16 protein-coding genes are annotated in these 18,094 nt (G+C 30.0%); 13 read left to right on the top strand and 3 right to left on the bottom strand.

What is annotated here, in order from left to right; genetic code table 11:
• Window positions 1-183 precede the first annotated feature (183 nt).
• The 3 genes from CLOBL_RS08435 to CLOBL_RS08425 all read left to right on the top strand — a co-directional run bounded on the left by CLOBL_RS08435 (window position 184) and on the right by CLOBL_RS08425 (window position 2,686).
• Window positions 184-1,026 (top strand): transporter substrate-binding domain-containing protein, encoded by an 843-nt coding sequence (locus tag CLOBL_RS08435; RefSeq protein ID WP_077858613.1) that lies wholly within the window; start codon window positions 184-186, stop codon window positions 1,024-1,026.
• Between the two features lie 89 nt (window positions 1,027-1,115).
• On the top strand, window positions 1,116-1,922 hold the full coding sequence (locus CLOBL_RS08430) for an amino acid ABC transporter permease (protein WP_077858612.1): 807 nt from the start codon (window positions 1,116-1,118) through the stop codon (window positions 1,920-1,922).
• On the top strand, window positions 1,922-2,686 hold the full coding sequence (locus tag CLOBL_RS08425; protein ID WP_077858611.1) for an amino acid ABC transporter ATP-binding protein: 765 nt from the start codon (window positions 1,922-1,924) through the stop codon (window positions 2,684-2,686). The genes CLOBL_RS08430 and CLOBL_RS08425 overlap by 1 nt, the downstream gene beginning before the upstream one ends.
• 79 nt (window positions 2,687-2,765) lie before the next feature.
• On the opposite strand, the gene CLOBL_RS08420 is transcribed toward CLOBL_RS08425, so the two are convergent.
• From CLOBL_RS08420 to CLOBL_RS08410, 3 genes are all read right to left on the bottom strand, one after another.
• Window positions 2,766-3,563: an ABC transporter permease gene (locus tag CLOBL_RS08420; protein ID WP_077858610.1), complete on the bottom strand. Its 798-nt coding sequence runs from the start codon at window positions 3,561-3,563 to the stop codon at window positions 2,766-2,768.
• Window positions 3,557-4,261 carry an ABC transporter ATP-binding protein gene (locus CLOBL_RS08415; protein WP_179117708.1) on the bottom strand — a complete coding sequence of 235 codons (705 nt, stop codon included), beginning with the start codon at window positions 4,259-4,261 and terminating at the stop codon, window positions 3,557-3,559. Before CLOBL_RS08415 ends, CLOBL_RS08420 begins: the two co-directional genes overlap by 7 nt.
• Before the next feature lie 74 nt (window positions 4,262-4,335).
• Window positions 4,336-4,704 carry a GntR family transcriptional regulator gene (locus CLOBL_RS08410; RefSeq protein ID WP_077858608.1) on the bottom strand — a complete coding sequence of 123 codons (369 nt, stop codon included), beginning with the start codon at window positions 4,702-4,704 and terminating at the stop codon, window positions 4,336-4,338.
• 261 nt (window positions 4,705-4,965) lie between these two features.
• Here CLOBL_RS08410 and CLOBL_RS08405 point away from each other — a divergent pair, with 261 nt between their 5' ends.
• The 10 genes from CLOBL_RS08405 (at window position 4,966) to CLOBL_RS08360 (ending at window position 18,000) form a co-directional block, all read left to right on the top strand.
• Window positions 4,966-6,012, top strand: coding sequence for a PocR ligand-binding domain-containing protein (locus tag CLOBL_RS08405; RefSeq protein WP_077858607.1), 1,047 nt, complete (start codon window positions 4,966-4,968; stop codon window positions 6,010-6,012).
• A 49-nt stretch (window positions 6,013-6,061) separates the two neighbouring features.
• On the top strand, window positions 6,062-6,571 hold the full coding sequence (locus CLOBL_RS08400; RefSeq protein ID WP_347472799.1) for a hypothetical protein: 510 nt from the start codon (window positions 6,062-6,064) through the stop codon (window positions 6,569-6,571).
• A 243-nt stretch (window positions 6,572-6,814) separates the two neighbouring features.
• On the top strand, window positions 6,815-7,945 hold the full coding sequence (locus CLOBL_RS08395; protein WP_077858606.1) for an iron-containing alcohol dehydrogenase: 1,131 nt from the start codon (window positions 6,815-6,817) through the stop codon (window positions 7,943-7,945).
• A 489-nt stretch (window positions 7,946-8,434) separates the two neighbouring features.
• Window positions 8,435-9,160 (top strand): amino acid ABC transporter ATP-binding protein, encoded by a 726-nt coding sequence (locus tag CLOBL_RS08390; RefSeq protein ID WP_077858605.1) that lies wholly within the window; start codon window positions 8,435-8,437, stop codon window positions 9,158-9,160.
• Between the two features lie 83 nt (window positions 9,161-9,243).
• On the top strand, window positions 9,244-10,119 hold the full coding sequence (locus CLOBL_RS08385; protein WP_009172205.1) for an ABC transporter substrate-binding protein: 876 nt from the start codon (window positions 9,244-9,246) through the stop codon (window positions 10,117-10,119).
• 63 nt (window positions 10,120-10,182) lie between these two features.
• Window positions 10,183-10,890, top strand: coding sequence for an amino acid ABC transporter permease (locus CLOBL_RS08380; RefSeq protein ID WP_009172204.1), 708 nt, complete (start codon window positions 10,183-10,185; stop codon window positions 10,888-10,890).
• A gap of 411 nt (window positions 10,891-11,301) precedes the next feature.
• Complete coding sequence (locus tag CLOBL_RS08375) at window positions 11,302-12,522, top strand: PucR family transcriptional regulator ligand-binding domain-containing protein (protein WP_077858604.1); 1,221 nt, start codon at window positions 11,302-11,304, stop codon at window positions 12,520-12,522.
• A 265-nt stretch (window positions 12,523-12,787) separates the two neighbouring features.
• Window positions 12,788-14,008 (top strand): PucR family transcriptional regulator, encoded by a 1,221-nt coding sequence (locus tag CLOBL_RS08370; protein ID WP_077858603.1) that lies wholly within the window; start codon window positions 12,788-12,790, stop codon window positions 14,006-14,008.
• 288 nt (window positions 14,009-14,296) lie between these two features.
• Window positions 14,297-15,637 (top strand): 4-aminobutyrate--2-oxoglutarate transaminase, encoded by a 1,341-nt coding sequence (gabT, locus tag CLOBL_RS08365; protein WP_077858602.1) that lies wholly within the window; start codon window positions 14,297-14,299, stop codon window positions 15,635-15,637.
• A 338-nt stretch (window positions 15,638-15,975) separates the two neighbouring features.
• Window positions 15,976-18,000: a methyl-accepting chemotaxis protein gene (locus tag CLOBL_RS08360; protein WP_077858601.1), complete on the top strand. Its 2,025-nt coding sequence runs from the start codon at window positions 15,976-15,978 to the stop codon at window positions 17,998-18,000.
• The last annotated feature ends 94 nt before the right edge of the window (window positions 18,001-18,094 follow it).

Raw genomic sequence — 18,094 nt, 5'->3', positions numbered from 1 at the left:
TATAGCTTAATAAAATGATAAAAAATTTACAAATAACTATAAAAAGTATTTAATTGACAATAATATAGGGTGAGGTTATAATTCAGTATAGAAATGTTTATCATAAGATGACAATGGGGTCAGCTTTGCAAAGGAGAAGTTGACTCTTTTTTTGAAAAATTTAATTTGAGGGGGATTATTTTTATGAAAAAATTAAAAAACATAATTGCAGTAGCTTTATGTTTAGCAACTATTACTGTATTAGGCGCTTGTGGTTCTAAAAGCGGGAGTGATGCAAGTAATGCAAAAGTACTACGTGTAGGAACAGAAGGAGCATCTGCGCCGTTTAACTGGACACAAACTGATAATTCAAATAATGCAGTACAAATCAATGGTACAAATGAATATGCAAATGGATACGATTTAATGATTGCACAAAAAATTGCAGATAAAATCGGTTATAAATTAGAAGTACATAAAATGGACTTTGATGGCTTAATTCCGGGTGTAAGTTCTGGCAAAATTGATGTTGCAATTGCACAAATGAGTATTACAAAAGAACGTATGCAGAGTGTAGATTTTTCAGATCCATATTATAAAGCTAATATTGTAGCACTTACTAAGAAGGGGACTCCTTATGAGAATGCAAAAAGTGTTTCTGACTTAAAGGGAGCTATTTGTACATCTCAGCTAAGTACAGTATGGTATGATATGTTAAAGCAAATTCCAGATGCTCAAATTCAACCTGCAATGGACACTGTACCATCTCTAATAGTAGCGCTTTCATCAGGTAAAGTTAATGTTGTCACAATGGACAAGCCTACAGCAATGGCAGCAGTTCATTCAAATCCAGATTTGGTTATGATAGATCCTGATGGTGATAATGGATTTAAAGCTTCGGACGAAGATGTAAATATTGGTATTGCTATTAAAAAAGGAAATAAAGAATTAACTGATAAAATTAATAAGGCAATTTCAGAAATTTCAGAAGAAGATCGTAATAAAATGATGGAAGAAGCTATTAAGGATCAACCATTATCAAAATAACAATTAAAATAATAAGGAGGTTTTCAGTAGCCTCCTTATTATAATGCAATATAGTGGTAAAATATATTTTTTGTGAGGTGGAAAATAATATGACATCAAATTTACCAGAAGGATTTTTTCAGTGGGTCTGGTTTTTATTACAGCAATATGGAAGTGTGTTTGTGCAAGGAGCATTATATACACTTTTAATTGCGATAATTGGTACAATAGCCGGATGTATTATAGGTCTTTTTGTAGGAATTGTAAGGACTATTGAGGTAAATCCAGAGGATAATTTAATGAAAAAAGTATTTCTAAAATGTATACAATGGTTATTATCTGGCTATGTGGAATTTTTTAGAGGCACACCAATGATAGTGCAGGCTATGGTTATATATTATGGTGCTATGGAAGTATTTAATATTGATATGTCTCCATTATCTGCAGGATTATTAGTTGTTTCAATTAATACAGGTGCTTATATGGCAGAAACTGTTCGTGGAGGAATTGCTTCAATTGATTCTGGGCAGACTGAAGGCGCAAAGGCAATTGGAATGACGCATTTTCAAACTATGTTATATATAGTTTTACCACAGACTTTGCGTAACATCATGCCTCAAATAGGTAATAATCTAATTATAAATATTAAAGATACATCTGTATTAAATGTAATATCTGTAACAGAATTATTCTTTTCTGGTAAATCTGCAATTGGTACATATTATAAGTATTTTGAAGTGTTTTTTATAATATGTATTATTTATCTTGTCATAAATATTACAGTTTCTAGAATATTACGTTTTATAGAGAAGAAGATGGATGGACCAGATAGTTATAAATTAATAACAAGTGATTATATGTCAGGAGAGATTACTGAGAATAGTTCAGTTATGAAATTAAATGGAGGGAAACAATAATGGAAGCAGCAGGGAATATAAGTAGTGATTTTCCTATATTAGAAATCAATCATTTAGGAAAAAGCTTTGGAAAAAATGAAGTATTAAAAGATATTGATTTTAAAATAAACCAAAGAGATGTTGTTTGTATTATTGGTGCATCAGGCTCAGGAAAATCAACACTTCTTAGATGTATAAACATGTTGGAAACTGCAACTTCAGGGGAAATATTACATGATAAAGAAAATATATTAAGTAAACGTAAAGAAATAACAAAGTATAGAGCAAAGGTCGGAATGGTATTTCAGCAGTTTAATTTATTTAGTAATATGACAGTACTTGAAAATTGTATGATTGGAGTTACTAAAGTTTTAAAAAAAGATAAGGAATATGCAAAGGATATTTCTATGAAATATCTAAAAAAAGTAGGGATGGCTCCATATATTAATGCAAAGCCGCATCAGCTTTCAGGTGGACAAAAGCAGCGTGTAGCTATTGCCCGTGCTTTAGCTATGGAACCAGAAGTATTGTTATTTGATGAACCAACAAGTGCTTTGGATCCTGAAATGGTGGGAGAAGTTTTATCAGTTATGCGTGAGCTGGCTAAAGAAGGAATGACAATGATTATAGTTACTCATGAAATGGCTTTTGCAAGAGATGTATCTACTAGAACAGTATTTATGGAAAAAGGGGTTATTGTTGAGGATGATACTCCAGAAGTGATATTTAATAATCCCAAAAATAAACGTACACGTGAATTTTTAAGTAGATTTATGAATCAGTAAAAACATAAAAAATTACTATCAATAAAATCATTATTGATAGTAATTTTTTTGAAGTAAAATATTCAAGGTAATATATAAATTATTCTAAGTTCAACTTATTTTTTAGGATATAATTAATTACAATAAAATAAGCTATAAAGAAAATCAAATTAAATACAAAAACAAGTACCATAATTAAATGAATAGGCCAAAGTGATTCAATATGAAGATTTCTGAAATTTAAATTTGAGACTCCTATTCCTATAGCAGATGCAATTGCAGTTGTAACTAAATTTAAGACTATAAATGCACCAAATGATGAAAGAATTCTATGTTTATTAAACAAATGACCAATTGAAATTGAAGCATAAATCATAGAAATAAATCTAATAAGTGCTATCAAAGTTACAAGAATTACTTCAAAAATTATTAGATAGATTTGCATCCCAAATTGATTGTAAAGCTGAGCAAGGTCACGAAAAAATTCACCAAAGAATCTACTAAAATCAATTGGTTTAAAAGCCATAATGATTATTGAAAGTATAGCTACAAAGCCACTTATTATATTCCAAAAGGCAGCAATTGAAAGTTTGCTTGTAACATTGGTAATAGTAGTTACAGGAAGGGTATTCATTAGATATCCTTCATCTCCAAGTAGATTTCTATAAAATCTTTGTATAATTACAAAATAAGTAACTATAAAAACAGCAGCCATAGTAAAGCCATATCCAAGAATAGTTAATACAAATGCAATTCCACCCAATCCTGGAACTTTATGAGCAAAACCAGTTCCGATAAAAACTTTATTTATAATAGCAAATGCTAATAGAACTACATATAGTGGTATAAGCGTTCTGCCTGTTGCTTTTATTTCATATTTCATTAGTTTACCTAACATTTAAATACCTCCCTAAATAGAGCATCGACACTCTTTCCTTCTTTTTCTCTAATTTCATCAACACTTTTGGTTAAAGCTATATTTCCATATGAAATAAATATCACATCATCTAATATTCTTTCAATATCTGAAATAAGATGAGTAGAAATAATAATAGTGGCATTTTCATTATAATTAGTGATTATAGTGTTTAAAATATAATCCCTGGCAGCAGGATCAACACCAGCTATAGGTTCATCTAATAAATATAAATCAGCTTCTCTGCTCATAACTAGAATAAGTTGAACTTTTTCCTTTGTTCCTTTAGACATAGTTTTTAGTTTATCATTAGGATTAATATTTAATTTCTCGAGCATGCTATAAGCTTTTTTTGGATTGAAGTTTTCATAAAAGTCTTGAAAGAATTCTATAATATCAGAAACTTTCATCCAATCATTTAAATAAGTTCTTTCGGGTAAATATGAAACTATTCTTTTTGTTTCTACTCCAGGTTTAAACCCACTTATTAATATTTCTCCACTTGATGGGGTTAATAGTCCATTTGCAAGTTTTATAAGTGTGCTTTTACCGCTACCATTCGGACCTAAAAGACCAATAATTTTTCCTCGTCCAATTGTTAGATTTATGCCTTTTAAAGCATCTGCATTAGCAAAACTTTTAGCTAAATTTTTGCATTCTAAAATAGGGTTATTATCCATGCTATTATTTGTAAGAGTAGACTCTGTAGCAGTTTCAGTAAGATCATACAATACTTTATTGTTATCATTATCCATTATTTCATCTCCTTTGATATGACTTTAATGAGTTCTATAGTTTCATTTTTTGTATATCCGATTTTCTCCATATTATAAAGAAATTTTTGAATCTGGTCTTTTGCTAAACCATTTTTTATATCTTTAATCATATTAATATCCTCCGTAATAAATCTGCCGCTTGTTCGCTGGCTAAATACTAGGCCTGTTCTTTCTAATTCTGTAAGAGCTTTTTGCATTGTGTTTGGATTAACCGATGCCTCGCTTGCAATATCTCTAACTGATGGTAATTTCTCACCAGCTTTATATATGCCTGAAACAATTCTAAGTTGTATTTGTTCCATCAGTTGTATATAAATTGGTTTGTCATCATTAAAATTCCATGACATATTCTCACTCCTTTGTAAACTTCATTAATGTATTATTGTATTAAGATGATAATACAATAATACAATTATAAATATTTCTTGTCAATAGATAAGATTTTATTTTTTAAAATTTGTAGGAAAGTAATGTGTAAAATGGAAGCTAAATATTTTATAAAAATTAATGTAGTCTCGTTAAGGCAATATCGTAAGTAAACGATAATTAACTTGTAATTATAAATTGAAAAGTAAATATGAGTGATATATTTAGAGAGGATGAATTTTATGATAAAATTGTTAGAGAATAATGAATTAGACATGGGGGCACTTGAGATAAAAGATATAGTTGATATTAAGTTATTACAAAAGTTTCAGGATGATTTTGCTTTTGCAATGAATTGTGCAAGCGTAACTGTTGATAAGGAAGGTAATCCAGTAACAAATCCAAGCAGCTATACAAGATTTTGTGATAAATTTGTTCATTCAACCAAAAAAGGAGACAATAGATGTGCAGCTTCGCATAAGAGAATGGGTGAAGAGGCTGCAAGGATAGGAAAACCTTTTGTAGGAGCATGTCATGCAGGCCTTGTAGATTTTGCGGCACCAATTATTATAGAAGGAAAATTAATTGGTACGGTATTAGGTGGACAAATGTTAACTCAGTCACCTAATGACCAAGAATTCATTCAAATTGCAAAAGAGATAGATGTAAATCCAGACTCAATGGTAGAATCAGTTCATGAAGTTAATGTAGTTGAGATGAGGCATATAGAAGCAGCAGCAGATGTATTATCTTTAGTAGTAAATGCATTAGCTAAAAACGGACATAATCAAATTCAATTAGATTTGGTATCGAAAAGATTAGCAAATAATTTTATGCAGATATCTGCTACAGTAGAGGAACTCTCAGCATCGGCAACTAGTATTTCATCTCAGCAAGAAGAACTTAATAGCGAAATTACTCAAGTGGGTGAAATAGCTAAACAAATTAATAATATACTTGATGCAATAAATAATATAGCTGCTCAAACAAAGATGCTAGGACTTAATGCATCTATTGAGGCTGCACGTGCGGGAGAAGTAGGAAAAGGATTTTCTGTTGTTGCAAAAGAAATAAAAAATTTAGCAGAAAATTCAAAAGAAACAGCAAAGAATATTGCGGATCTAACAACTAAAATACAAGATTCAGTTGAAGGCACTGTGAAGAACTCTAAGATAACACTAGAGACGAGTAAAGAGCAATCAAAGGCCATGGAAGTGGTAAGTGAAAATATTCAGGATTCTGTACATATTGTAGATCAGTTAGTAGAATTGATGGAAAGTTTAAAATAAATATGTATTGCTCGATCTCTTTGCCGTACTGTTCGGCGGAGCGACAGCGTTGTTGCCTATCTATGCGGGGAATATACTCCATGTAGGTTCTATTGGTCTTGGAGCCCTTCGTTCCGCTCCAGCAATCGGAGCTGCAATTATATCTCTTATTTTATCGTGTCGGCCATTTCAGCATAGCGTGGGGCATATATTGTTTGCTGCTGTCTCATGTTTTGGCATTACCACAATTATCTTTGCTGTTTCGAGGTCATTTGAACTTTCATTTTTGATCCTCATATTACTTGGCTGTTCTGACGGAATTAGTGTTGTAATACGTGCGACACTCGTCCAGATTGAAACACCAAATGCTATGTTAGGTCGTGTCAATTCTGTAAGGCAACTCTTTACGGGGACCTCAAATCAGCTTGGAGAGTTTGAATCAGGTATTACCGCAAACTGGTTTGGTGCGATGCCTTCAGTACTTATTGGAGGTATTGATACTCTCCTTATAATACTTTTATGGTTCCGCATGTTTCCTTCTCTCTACTATGTTGATCAATTTGATAACAGTAGGCACTAAGAAAGAGATCACATGGTTTAATATAATTTTTTCATATTTGATATCTTAATTAGTGTAGATTAATTTATAATTTGTTCAATGTGCACTAAAACATTGTTGAAAGAAATTATAGAATAGATATGTATTTTTTGATACTATTAGTTTGACGAAGATGTCTTTAATATTTATAAAGACATCTTTTGTACTTATGTAGGGTTAAAATGAATATAGAAATAATGCTTAATAATATGGGAGGAATTGAACATGAAATTTAATTACAACTTACCGGTGAATTTATTATTCGGAAGAGGAAGAAGCAATGAAATAGGAAAAGAAGTGGCTAAATACGGTAAAAAAGCTCTTATTGTAACAGGAAAAAGCAGTACTAAAAAGAGTGGATTACTTGATAAAGTGATAAATTTATTAAATGACGCAAAAATACAATATGAAATTTTTGACAAGGTAGAGCAAAATCCTCTCACAACAACAGTATATGAAGGAGTAGAGATTATAAAAGAAACTGGCTGTGATGTTATTTTGGGACTTGGTGGTGGAAGTATTATGGATGCTGCTAAAAGTGTAGCATTTTCAGCCCAAAATCCTGGAGATATATCAGAATATATATTTGGTATAAAACAAGGAAACGAAGCACTTCCTATAGTTTTAGTTCCAACAACATGCGGAACAGGGAGCGAAGGAAATAGTTTTTCAGTTTTAACAAATCCTGAAACTAAAGATAAAAAGTCGCTTAGAACAAATGCAATAATTGCAAAAGCATCAATTATTGATCCAGAACTAATGACAACAATGCCAAAGAGCATTCTTGCATCTGTTGGATTTGATGCGTTAGCACATAATATGGAAGCTTATCTATCAAAAATAGGACAGCCATTGACAGATATGAAAGCATTTTATGGTATAAAGTTATTAGCTGACAACTTAATTAAAGTATATAATGACCCATCCGATTTAGAGGCATGGGAAAAAGTAACCTTAGCTAGTACTTTAGGTGGAATGGTAATTGGAGTAGCAGGTGTAGCAGCACCGCATGGACTTGAACATCCAGCAAGTGGACTCTATGATATTGTTCATGGAAAAGGTCTTGCAGCACTTACACCTATAATTGTTGAAAAATCATGGGAAAGTGATATTCAGAAATATGCTGATATTTCAAAGTTACTTGGAGGAACAGATGCAAAAGATTGTGCTGATGCTATAAGAAGTTTCCTTGAAAAGATTGATTTAAAAATAACATTAGGAAAACTTGGAGTAAAAGAAAAGGATGTTAAGTGGATGGCAGAGAACTGTATGAAAGTATCAAAACCAAGTATAACAAATCATCCAAAAGAATTCACATTAAATGAGATTAAAGATATCTATTATATGTCATTATAAGCATCTTATACTTTGTGCAGAGTGCACTAAAATATTGTTATTATAGATAATAGAAATATAGATTTTAATGTGATAATATACATACAAGCAAAAAGTTTTTATAAGATTAAATAAAGTTTGTATTAGAGAAAAATTTTAATTTTAGGAAATCAATGATGAGAATGAAGGTCGTGAGATAAAATAAGAATCAATGTGTTATTTGTCTATGCATATTTTAAATAAAGAAGGAATCTTTATTTATAAATAAGAGGAAAAAGACTAATTTGAAAACATGCTTAATTATTATTTATTGAATGTACCCGGATGAAACTTAGGATTAAATATTATGCACACTGCACAAAAAAAATGTTACTTATGGGCATAGATATTATTATAATATAATGATAATATTATTTTAATTTAAAACAGAACAATTTATATTAAATGCAAAGGCGCACTGAAATAAAGACAGTGCGCCTTTTTCATTACAGCGGAATTGGAGTTGAGATTATGTACAAAGTTTGTGAACTATCAAAAAAATATGGAGAATTAGAAGTATTAAAAAACATAAGCGTAGATATAAAAGAAGGCGAAGTAGTATGCATAATAGGACCATCAGGCTCTGGGAAAAGTACATTTTTAAGATGTTTGAATTTATTTGAAATTCCAACAGGCGGGAAAATGTTTTATGAAGGAAAAGATATTATGGACAAGTCTATGGATTGCAGATCTCTTAGAGAGGAAGTAGGAATGGTATTCCAAAAGTTTAATCTTTTTCCACTGCATACTGTTGTAGAAAATGTTATGCTTGCACCAGTGCTTACAAAAAAGAAAAATAGAAAAGAAGCAGAAGAAATAGCATTGGAGCTTCTGAAAAAGGTTGGGCTAAAGGATAAAGCAGATGTGTATCCTAAAACTTTGTCAGGAGGACAACAGCAACGGGTTGCTATAGCAAGAGCATTGGCAATGGAACCAAAGATGCTTCTATTTGATGAACCTACATCAGCTTTGGATCCAGAACTAGTTGGTGATGTATTAGATGTTATGAAACAACTAGCAAAAGATGGTATGACTATGATAGTTGTAACACATGAAATGGGTTTTGCAAGAGATGTATCAGATAGAGTGATTTTTATGGACAAGGGATATGTAGTTGAAGAAGGAAAACCAAAAGATATTTTTACGAATCCTAAAAATGAGAGAACTAAGGAATTTTTATCTAGAGTATTAAATTAACAAAAATGTTTTAGTTAAGAAGAATAGTGAAAGTAAGCATAAGCTTTAAATATTAAAAACAATTAAGAAAAGGGGAAATTTTTATGAAAAAACTATGGAGTAAATTAGTAATATTAACGTTAATTGTAGTAAGTTGTGTTGGATTAATGGCTGGCTGTGGTTCTAGCGGAAACGGTGGTACATCAGCAGGCAGTAATTCAAAAGATACCTTGGCGGCAGCAAAAGAGAAAGGTGTATTAACAGTTGCTTCATCTAATGATGCACCATTTGCTTTTATTGATTCTAAGACAAATGAATTTACAGGTATTGACGCAGAAGTTATTAAAGAAGTTGCTAAAAGGCTTGGTATTAATAAAGTTGAAATGAAACAAATACCATTTGAAAACTTATTAGTGGAATTAAATAATAATTCAGTAGATATGGTAACTGATGGAATGTATGTAAAAGACGAACGTAAGAAACAAGCTTTATTTACAAATATATGGTATAAAGAAGGAGAAGCAGTTATTATTCCTAAAGATTCAAAAATAACAAGCAAAGATGATTTAAAAGATGCAGTAATAGGTGGGCAAAAAGGAACAGCTTTTTTAGAAACAGCTCAAAAATGGCAAAAAGATGGTATAGTGAAAGACGTTAAAATATTTGGTAGTCAGTCTGAGCTAATGTTAGCTGTAAATACTGGGAAAATAGATGCCTGCATTACTGATGGTGCAGTTGCAGGATACACATTATCACAAGATAGTAGTTTGAATTTAAAGATCTTATCACCATATAAGGCAGAAGCAGCTGGGATGATAGCAGCAGCAGTTAGACAAAAAGATACTGCTTTAGCAGATGCGGTTAATGAACAAATTGACGCAATGAAGAAGGATGGAACTATACTAAAGATTCTTGAGAAATATGGAATGAATGAAGATAACTTTGTATCAATTGAAGATGGTAAAACTTCAGATAAGTAATAATATGAGCTAAAAAAGAATCCACATGGAATGGATTCTTTTTTAGAAAAGGAGGCAGCATATATGGACATTTTATCTAAATTAGATTTTAACACTGCATTTAAATATTTAGTACCTTCTTTAGTAGATGGTCTTTGGATTGTGGTGCAAGCTACAATATTTGGATTTTTCTTGGCAATAATTATAGGATTATTTATTGCAATTGGGCGAGTTAGTAAAATAAAGGCATTAAGAGGAATTTTAGTGGTATTTTTAGAGTTTATTAGAGGAACTCCGTTATTAGTTCAATTAGTGTACATGTATTACGTAGTACCATTATTATTATCTATGGTTATACAAATTTGGAGTCCAGGATATCAACTTAAAATAAGTTCATTAGCAGCAGGAACTATTGGTCTTGGAATTAATTATGGTTGCTATATATCAGAAGTTATCCGTTCATCAATAGTATCAATAGATGGTGGACAAACTGAGGCTGCATTGGCACTTGGGCTTACAAATAATCAAGCTTTATTTAAAATAGTAATACCTCAAGCTCTACGCAATTCAATACCTGTATTTGGAAATTATTTAGTGATGATGTTAAAGGATACATCACTACTTGCATATGTGTCAGTCAGCGAGCTTTTATTGCGTACTCAAAGTTATGCTTCACAATCCTTTTTAACTATTGAATCATATACAATTTTGGCAGGATTTTATTTAGTATTAAGTTTGCCGCTTTCTCAATTAGTAAAATTGGTGGAAAAGAAAATGCTTAAGTTTAACTAAATTAATTTAAATTTAATAAGTAATTAAGCATTGATTGATAAATTATTTTCGTTTGTGTAATTGATTTAGAAAAAAATTATAATTAAAAATCTAATTTAAAGAATGTTACCCTGTTCAATTAATGTTAATTGTATATTTAAATAAGAGATTTAGATCAGATAATTGTAGTCAAAGCTTTATTTAAGATAATTGACTATAGATATCTGATCTAGTTATATTTGACTATATTATGAATAATATAAATTTTATGTAATTAGCTCTTTTTTTATGGATAAATATATGATAAAAATATAATAAGCGTAAGCAATTATTTTAATGAGGCATATGAAATAAAGTAACAAGTCCCAATATGCAGACAGATTGACTTGTTATTTTTTGATAATGCCTAAGTAGAGGGTAAAGGTGAATTCTATGTCAATTTCGGTAAAAGATATACTCAAATTAGATTCTTTAAAAAAAATAGGTCTTGTTGCTGGAGAAGCGGGGCTAGAAAAAGGTATAGAGTGGATATACGTAGCAGAATGTTTTGAAGATCCATTGGAAGGGATTAAGTGGCTTCAGGGGGGAGAAATTATATTTATAACTGGAGTTGGAATTAAGGATAATATTGAGCTATTATTAGATCTAATCAAAGGTATAAACGAGAAAAATGGATCAGGACTTATAGTAAACATAGGTCCATATATAAAAAAAATACCTGAAAAAGCAATAGAACTTGCAGATGAACTTCAAATTCCACTATTTACGCTTCCATGGGAAGTAAAACTAGTTGAGGTTTCTAGAGAGATTAGTAATGCTATAGTTCTATCTCGTATAGAAGAAAATTCACTAACTCATTTTCTGAGTAATATTTTATTTGGGGATGGAGAGATAGAAGGGGATGCAATACAGAAAGCTGCTTATTTTGGTTATAATTTAGCAGGAGAATGCTGCATATGTGTTATAGACATTGATGGATTTGAAAGATATTTAAAGCTGAAAAAATTGGAAGATGAAGTGAGTATTTCTAGAATTAAAATTACATTTAGGAAAATAGTACAAGATATATTAGAAAAACATGCATTAAAGGTACCTATAATTGATAAGGATGATGCAGTAATTTTCTTTATCAGATCAGAAGAAAATTATATAAATAGATTAAATAGGGCATTAGTAGAAATACAAGAAGTGATAAAAAAGCGTATGGATGGTCTCTCTGTAAGTGTAGGTATTGGAAATCATTATAAGGATTTAAAAATGATGAAACAATCATTAAGCGAAGCAGAATTAGCAATTGATAGTGCAAAATGTCAAGGACTAGATGATACAATTACTAGGTATAAGGATATAGGAATATATGGATTGCTTTTTAGCATAAAAAATAGAACTGTACTAGAAAATTATTTTACAGAAGTTTTAGGAGAAATAAGCAGCAGTGATAATAAAGATAATAATTTAATTGAAATACTGGAAACATATTTAAATGAAAATTGTAATATTACAGCTACAGCAGAAAAGTTGTTTTTACATAGAAATACTCTTAAGTATAAAATAAAAAAAATAGAAGAATTACTGAATTGTGATTTGCATAATTTTAATGACTGTATAAAAGTAAAAATTGCATTATATGTTAATACTGTATTGAAAAAATGATGTTTTAGATATTATGAACAAAATTTATATGTCTTTTGGACATATAAAATATTAAAAGAATTTTATATAATGTGTAGAAATAAGAAATATTGAATGGGCAATGTTAGTCTATCACTTGTAGTGATAGACTTTTGTTTTTATAAATTCAATTAACAAAAGTTTAAGATAGGTAAAAGCAAGGATTATATTTAAATGAAAAGCTGTTTTTTAGTACAAGCATTAGCTCTTCTATTATAAATTATTAACTTAGTAAAGGGATGATTATATGGCAATTTTAGTGAAAGATATTTTAAAATTAGAGACTCTTAAAAAAATGAAGCTTGTGGGTGGAAGTTCGGGTTTAGAAAAATCTATAGAATGGGTATATGTATCGGAGTGTCTTGAGGATCCTTTAGAGGGAATTAAGTGGCTGCAAGGAGGAGAAATAGTTATTATAACTGGAGTAGGAATAAAAAGTGATGGCAGTGTTTTAACTAAGCTTATTGAGGGAATAAACGAAAGAGGCGGAGCAGGGCTCGTTGTGAATGTAGGGAGGTACATAAAGGATATTCCAAAGGAAGCTATTGAGAAAGCAGACAAGTTAGAGTTGCCATTATTTACATTGCCATGGGAAGTAAGATTAGTTGAAGTCTCAAAGGAAATAAGCAATACAATCATATTAGCACGAATTGAAGAAAAGTTCATGAATGATTTCTTAAATAATGTATTATTTGGCCAGATGGATTTAAGTGCAAATATAAAAGAAAAAGCAAATTATTTTGGGTATAATTTGCAGGGAAAGTGTTGTATATGTATCATAAAAGTTAATGATTTTAAAGAGAATGAGAAGGTAAGAAATATAGAATATGAAATAAGTATATCAAAAGTCAGGCTGACATTTAGAAAATTAGTACAAGATATATTAGCAAAATACTCATTAAAAGTTCCTATTATCGATAATGATGATGAAATCATATTTTTGAATAGAGCAGAAGAAAATTCTATGAATAGGCTTAACAAAGCATTAGTTGAAATACAAGAGATGATTAAAAGTCATATGAATGGAATTTCTATAAATATTGGTATTGGAAATGGTTATGATGAAATAAATTTAATGAAAGATTCTTTTAACGAGGCTAAAATAGTTATTGATAGCTTGAAGTGTGAGGGACTTACGCAAGTAATTAGAAAATATAGTGAAATAGGAGTATATAGCTTGATATTTGGTATTGAGAACAAAAAAATATTGGAGAATTATTGCAGGCAGGTAATTGGACCAATTATGGAAAGATCAAATAAAAATAAAGATACTAGTTCTATCGAAATATTGGATATGTATTTAAATGAAAATTGTAATGTTAGTATAGCAGCAGAAAAATTGTATTTACATAGAAATACGCTTACATATAGAATAAAAAAAATAGAACAGTTGCTTAACTGTAATCTGCATAATTTTGAAGAATGTCTTAAAATAAAAATGGCTTTATATATAAGTAAAACTTTGTAGGTTTTATTCTTAGAGCTAAGCTATAGCAGGTTTTAGTCAAAATAGACAAAAATATTATATTGCATGGACATAGAAAATGGGTAGAGAGAGTATTATTATATAGTCAAGCTAACAAATAGAAAAATAGTCCGGTAGACAAAGGGGTCTTTCATGAATATATGCATGAAGGCTCTATTTTTATAAGGTTAGATAAGTAAATAATAAATTTGGTACATATAGAAGAAAAAATAAATCAATTGAATGTTGAGTTATTTATTTTGAAATATGTAAGACATAGGGGGATTTAAAATGATAGAAGAATCAAATGTAAAATTAATAACTTCAATACCAGGACCTAAATCTAAGGAAATATTTGAGGAAAGAAAAAAATATGTAGCAGATGGAGTTTCTGTATCAACTGAAATTGCTATAGCAGAAGCAAAGGGAGCACTACTTAAAGATGTTGATGGAAATGTATTTTTAGATTTTGCAGGAGCAATCGGTGTTCAAAATGTTGGACATTGCGATGATGAAATAGTTAAAGCAATTAAGGAGCAAGCAGAAAAATATATTCATCCAGGATATAATGTAGTAACATATGAGTCTTATGGAGCTTTAGCTAAAAAGTTAACTGAGATAACAGTAGGGGATTTTGAAAAAAAGGTTATGTTTGCAAACAGTGGAGCAGAAGCTGTGGAAAATGCAATAAAAATAGCTAGAACTTATACTAAGAAAACTGGAGTACTTTCAGCTACAGGTTCTTTTCATGGACGTACAAATATGACCATGTCAATAACAAGTAAATACAAACCATATAAAAATGGTTTTGGACCATTTGCGCCAGAAACTTATAAATTTGATTATCCATATTCTTATAGAGCACCGCTTGGAGTTTCAGCTGAAGATTATGCAGATGAATGCCTTAATAAATTAAAAACAGCTCTTAAAACTACGCTTTCTCCGGATATGATAGCATGCTTAATAATAGAACCGTTACAAGGAGAGGGCGGATTTATAGTACCATCTGCAAGGTATATGCAAGAATTACAAAAGCTTTGTAATGAAAATAACATAGTGCTTATAGTTGATGAGATACAAGCAGGATTTGCAAGAACAGGTAAGATGTTTGCCCATGAACACTATGGTATTGAACCAGATATTATAACTATGTCGAAATCATTAGCAGCAGGAGTTCCATTAAGTGCTGTAGTTGCTAAAAAGGAGATAATGGATTCAGCATGTGTTGGAGGAATAGGTGGAACATACTGCGGAAGTCCACTTGGGTGTGTTGCAGCATTAAAAGTGATTGAAAAAATAGAAAAAGAAGATTTATGTGGAAAGTCACAAAAGCTTGGAGAATATATTACTGAAAGATTAAATCAAATGAGAGAAAAGTATGATGTTATAGGTGAAGTTAGAGGACTTGGTTCCATGATAGGTGTGGAATTTGTAAAAGATAGAACAACAAAAGAACCAGCAGCAGATATAGTTAAAGCTGTTATTAAAAAATGTTATGAAAAAGGAGTTATCCTCTTAAATGCAGGAATACTTGGTAATGTAATACGTTTCTTGCCTCCATTAGTAATAACAGATGAGCAAGTTAAATATGGAATGGATATATTAGAAGAATCGATTAAAGAGTGCGTTTAAGCATATATAAGAAAACAAATGTATTGATGGACTTATTTAATGTACAATATATGATTTTTAGAATTCATATTTCATATATTGTACATTAAGTTATAATTATTTAATTTATATATTTATATTGGAAAAAATACCGATATTGTAAAGAAATTTACATAAACTTAATAGACTTATATTTTATTATGTGATAACATTGATAATATAGTAAAATTTAAGTATTTTAAGCAAAGGCGCACCTAAAATAAATCTAGGTGTTTTTTTGTTTTCTGATAAATAATACATACAAATAAATTCATATTGACGCATTAAATATATAATAAAACAAAGAGGGTGAAGAAATTATGAAAAGTATAAAAGCGCAATTAATTTCTATTTTTAGTATAGTATGTATAACTTCTTTACTTATTGCAATGTGTATAAGCTGTTTTATTTCATCTAAAATGATATATAAAGAGACAGAATATAAATATTCCAATCAGATAGAAGCCTATTCAGCAAAAATTGATGGATATCTTAAAGTTCATGGAAATACAATAGATACCATAGATAATTATTTGCAAACAATGCCTGATTTTGATAATGAAAAAATTCTTTCTTATTTAACAAATGAATTTAAGAATAATAAATCAACAACAGATATCTATGTAGGTTTAATGGATAAGACGTTTTTAGATGGATCGAGCTGGGTACCAGCTGCAGATTTTGATTGTACTAAGAGAAGTTGGTTTACAGGAGCTATTAATAAAAATGATTTATGTTATGGTGATCCTTATTATGATCTTACAACAAATACAATGGCTGTTGCAGTTTCGAAGCCAATTGTCAGAGAAAATAAGGTTGTAGGTGTAGTTTCAATGGATATAGATTTAAAGGTTTTAGCAGAAACCATTAATGAAACTAGAAATAATGGTGGTATATATGGTTTTGCACTTGATGGTAAAGATAATATAGTAGTGCATCCTAATGAAGATTATATGCCTAAAGAAGATAAATCAACAAGTATTGAAGATATACTTGGAAGTGCTTTTTCAAATGCAGCACAAATAGAAAGCAGCGATGGAGTATATAGTACTAGTAAAATAAAGGATTATGACAGCACAGATAGATTTATAATGTTTACTACAATACCAAGCTCAGGCTGGAAAGTCGGACTTGCTATACCTTCTCAAATTTATAATTCTTCTGTTGAAATTTTAATTGGTACGTTTATTGCTATAATTGTTGTTGCGTCAATTGCAACATATATTTTAGGACATATGTTAAGCCTAAAAATAGCAAATCCTATATCTACATTGACAGCTATAATTGACGAAGTTAAAAATTTGAAGTTATCTAATAGTGAATATAGTAATAAACAAGGAAAAGCAAAAAATTCAAGTAAAGAAATAAGTACAATCTATAAATCAGTAGATGAACTAAGAGGTAATTTGCTTAGTATTGTACATAAGTTACAAGGAGAGTCTAATAAAGTAGTAGATGAAAGCTCAAATTTATCTAATGTTGTAAATGAGAGTGTTGCATCTATTGAAGAAGTTTCAGCTACACTTTCAGAAATTGCACATGCAATTGAAATTGAAGCACAGGACTCTCAATATGGAATAGAACAACTTTCTAATCTATCAGAACAGATTAGTAATGCAGCAAAAGATACAAATACGTTAGAAAAACTATCAGCTATAACTTCAGAAAATATAAATAATGGAATATCATGTATAGAACTTTTATCAAGCAAAATAGAAGAGACAGCTTCAGCACAAGATAAAGCAAATAAAAATGTTTCAATCTTAGCTGAAAAGTCAAAATATATTGGAGAAATAAGCAATACAATAAGTGAGATAGCAACTCAAACGAATTTACTTTCACTTAATGCTTCAATTGAAGCAGCTAGAGCTGGAGAGCATGGAAAAGGATTTTCAGTTGTAGCTAATGAAATAAAGAAACTTTCTGAACAAACAGCTGACTCTACAAAAAACATAATAGAAATAATCAATGAAATTCAACAAGAAATTGGACTCACAAAATCCAATATGGATGTAGTTGAAAAATCAACAAATGAATATATTGAAAGTATGGATGAAACAAAAAATGTATTTATGGAGATAAATGATAAAGTCAGCATTATGTCAAAAAGTGTTTCAAATTTAGTAAATTCACTTAGTAGAATTAACGATCATAAAGAGGAAGTAATTAAAAAATTCTCTGATATATCAGCAGCTACTGAAGAGACAGCTGCTTCATCTCAAGAAGTTTTGAATGTCATGGAGATTCAAGAGAGTAATATTTCTGAGCTAAGTGTCTTAGCAGACAATTTAAATGAAATAACTTTATCATTAAACAGTATTATCGAAACTTTTCATATTAGTTAAGATATGAATAGTAATTATGGAAATATGATGGAAAATTGATTGACAAGAAAATTTTCAAGTAGTAATATTAAATTGAAGCAAAGAAGCTCACAAA

It is taken from the genome of Clostridium sp. BL-8 (assembly GCF_002006495.1).
Taxonomy (GTDB): domain Bacteria; phylum Bacillota; class Clostridia; order Clostridiales; family Clostridiaceae; genus Clostridium.
Note: the sequence above shows the minus strand (reverse complement) of the source record. Positions and strands in the feature narration are given on the sequence as shown.

Bases quoted from the DNA above. Each gene is read 5' to 3' on its own strand.
- CLOBL_RS08435 (WP_077858613.1), top strand. From the start codon at position 184: ATGAAAAAATTAAAAAACATAATTGCAGTAGCTTTATGTTTAGCAACT.
- CLOBL_RS08430 (WP_077858612.1), top strand. From the start codon at position 1,116: ATGACATCAAATTTACCAGAAGGATTTTTTCAGTGGGTCTGGTTTTTA.
- CLOBL_RS08425 (WP_077858611.1), top strand. From the start codon at position 1,922: ATGGAAGCAGCAGGGAATATAAGTAGTGATTTTCCTATATTAGAAATC.
- CLOBL_RS08420 (WP_077858610.1), bottom strand. From the start codon at position 3,563: ATGTTAGGTAAACTAATGAAATATGAAATAAAAGCAACAGGCAGAACG.
- CLOBL_RS08415 (WP_179117708.1), bottom strand. From the start codon at position 4,261: ATGGATAATAACCCTATTTTAGAATGCAAAAATTTAGCTAAAAGTTTT.
- CLOBL_RS08410 (WP_077858608.1), bottom strand. From the start codon at position 4,704: ATGTCATGGAATTTTAATGATGACAAACCAATTTATATACAACTGATG.
- CLOBL_RS08405 (WP_077858607.1), top strand. From the start codon at position 4,966: ATGATAAAATTGTTAGAGAATAATGAATTAGACATGGGGGCACTTGAG.
- CLOBL_RS08395 (WP_077858606.1), top strand. From the start codon at position 6,815: ATGAAATTTAATTACAACTTACCGGTGAATTTATTATTCGGAAGAGGA.
- CLOBL_RS08390 (WP_077858605.1), top strand. From the start codon at position 8,435: ATGTACAAAGTTTGTGAACTATCAAAAAAATATGGAGAATTAGAAGTA.
- CLOBL_RS08385 (WP_009172205.1), top strand. From the start codon at position 9,244: ATGAAAAAACTATGGAGTAAATTAGTAATATTAACGTTAATTGTAGTA.
- CLOBL_RS08380 (WP_009172204.1), top strand. From the start codon at position 10,183: ATGGACATTTTATCTAAATTAGATTTTAACACTGCATTTAAATATTTA.
- CLOBL_RS08375 (WP_077858604.1), top strand. From the start codon at position 11,302: ATGTCAATTTCGGTAAAAGATATACTCAAATTAGATTCTTTAAAAAAA.
- CLOBL_RS08370 (WP_077858603.1), top strand. From the start codon at position 12,788: ATGGCAATTTTAGTGAAAGATATTTTAAAATTAGAGACTCTTAAAAAA.
- gabT (WP_077858602.1), top strand. From the start codon at position 14,297: ATGATAGAAGAATCAAATGTAAAATTAATAACTTCAATACCAGGACCT.
- CLOBL_RS08360 (WP_077858601.1), top strand. From the start codon at position 15,976: ATGAAAAGTATAAAAGCGCAATTAATTTCTATTTTTAGTATAGTATGT.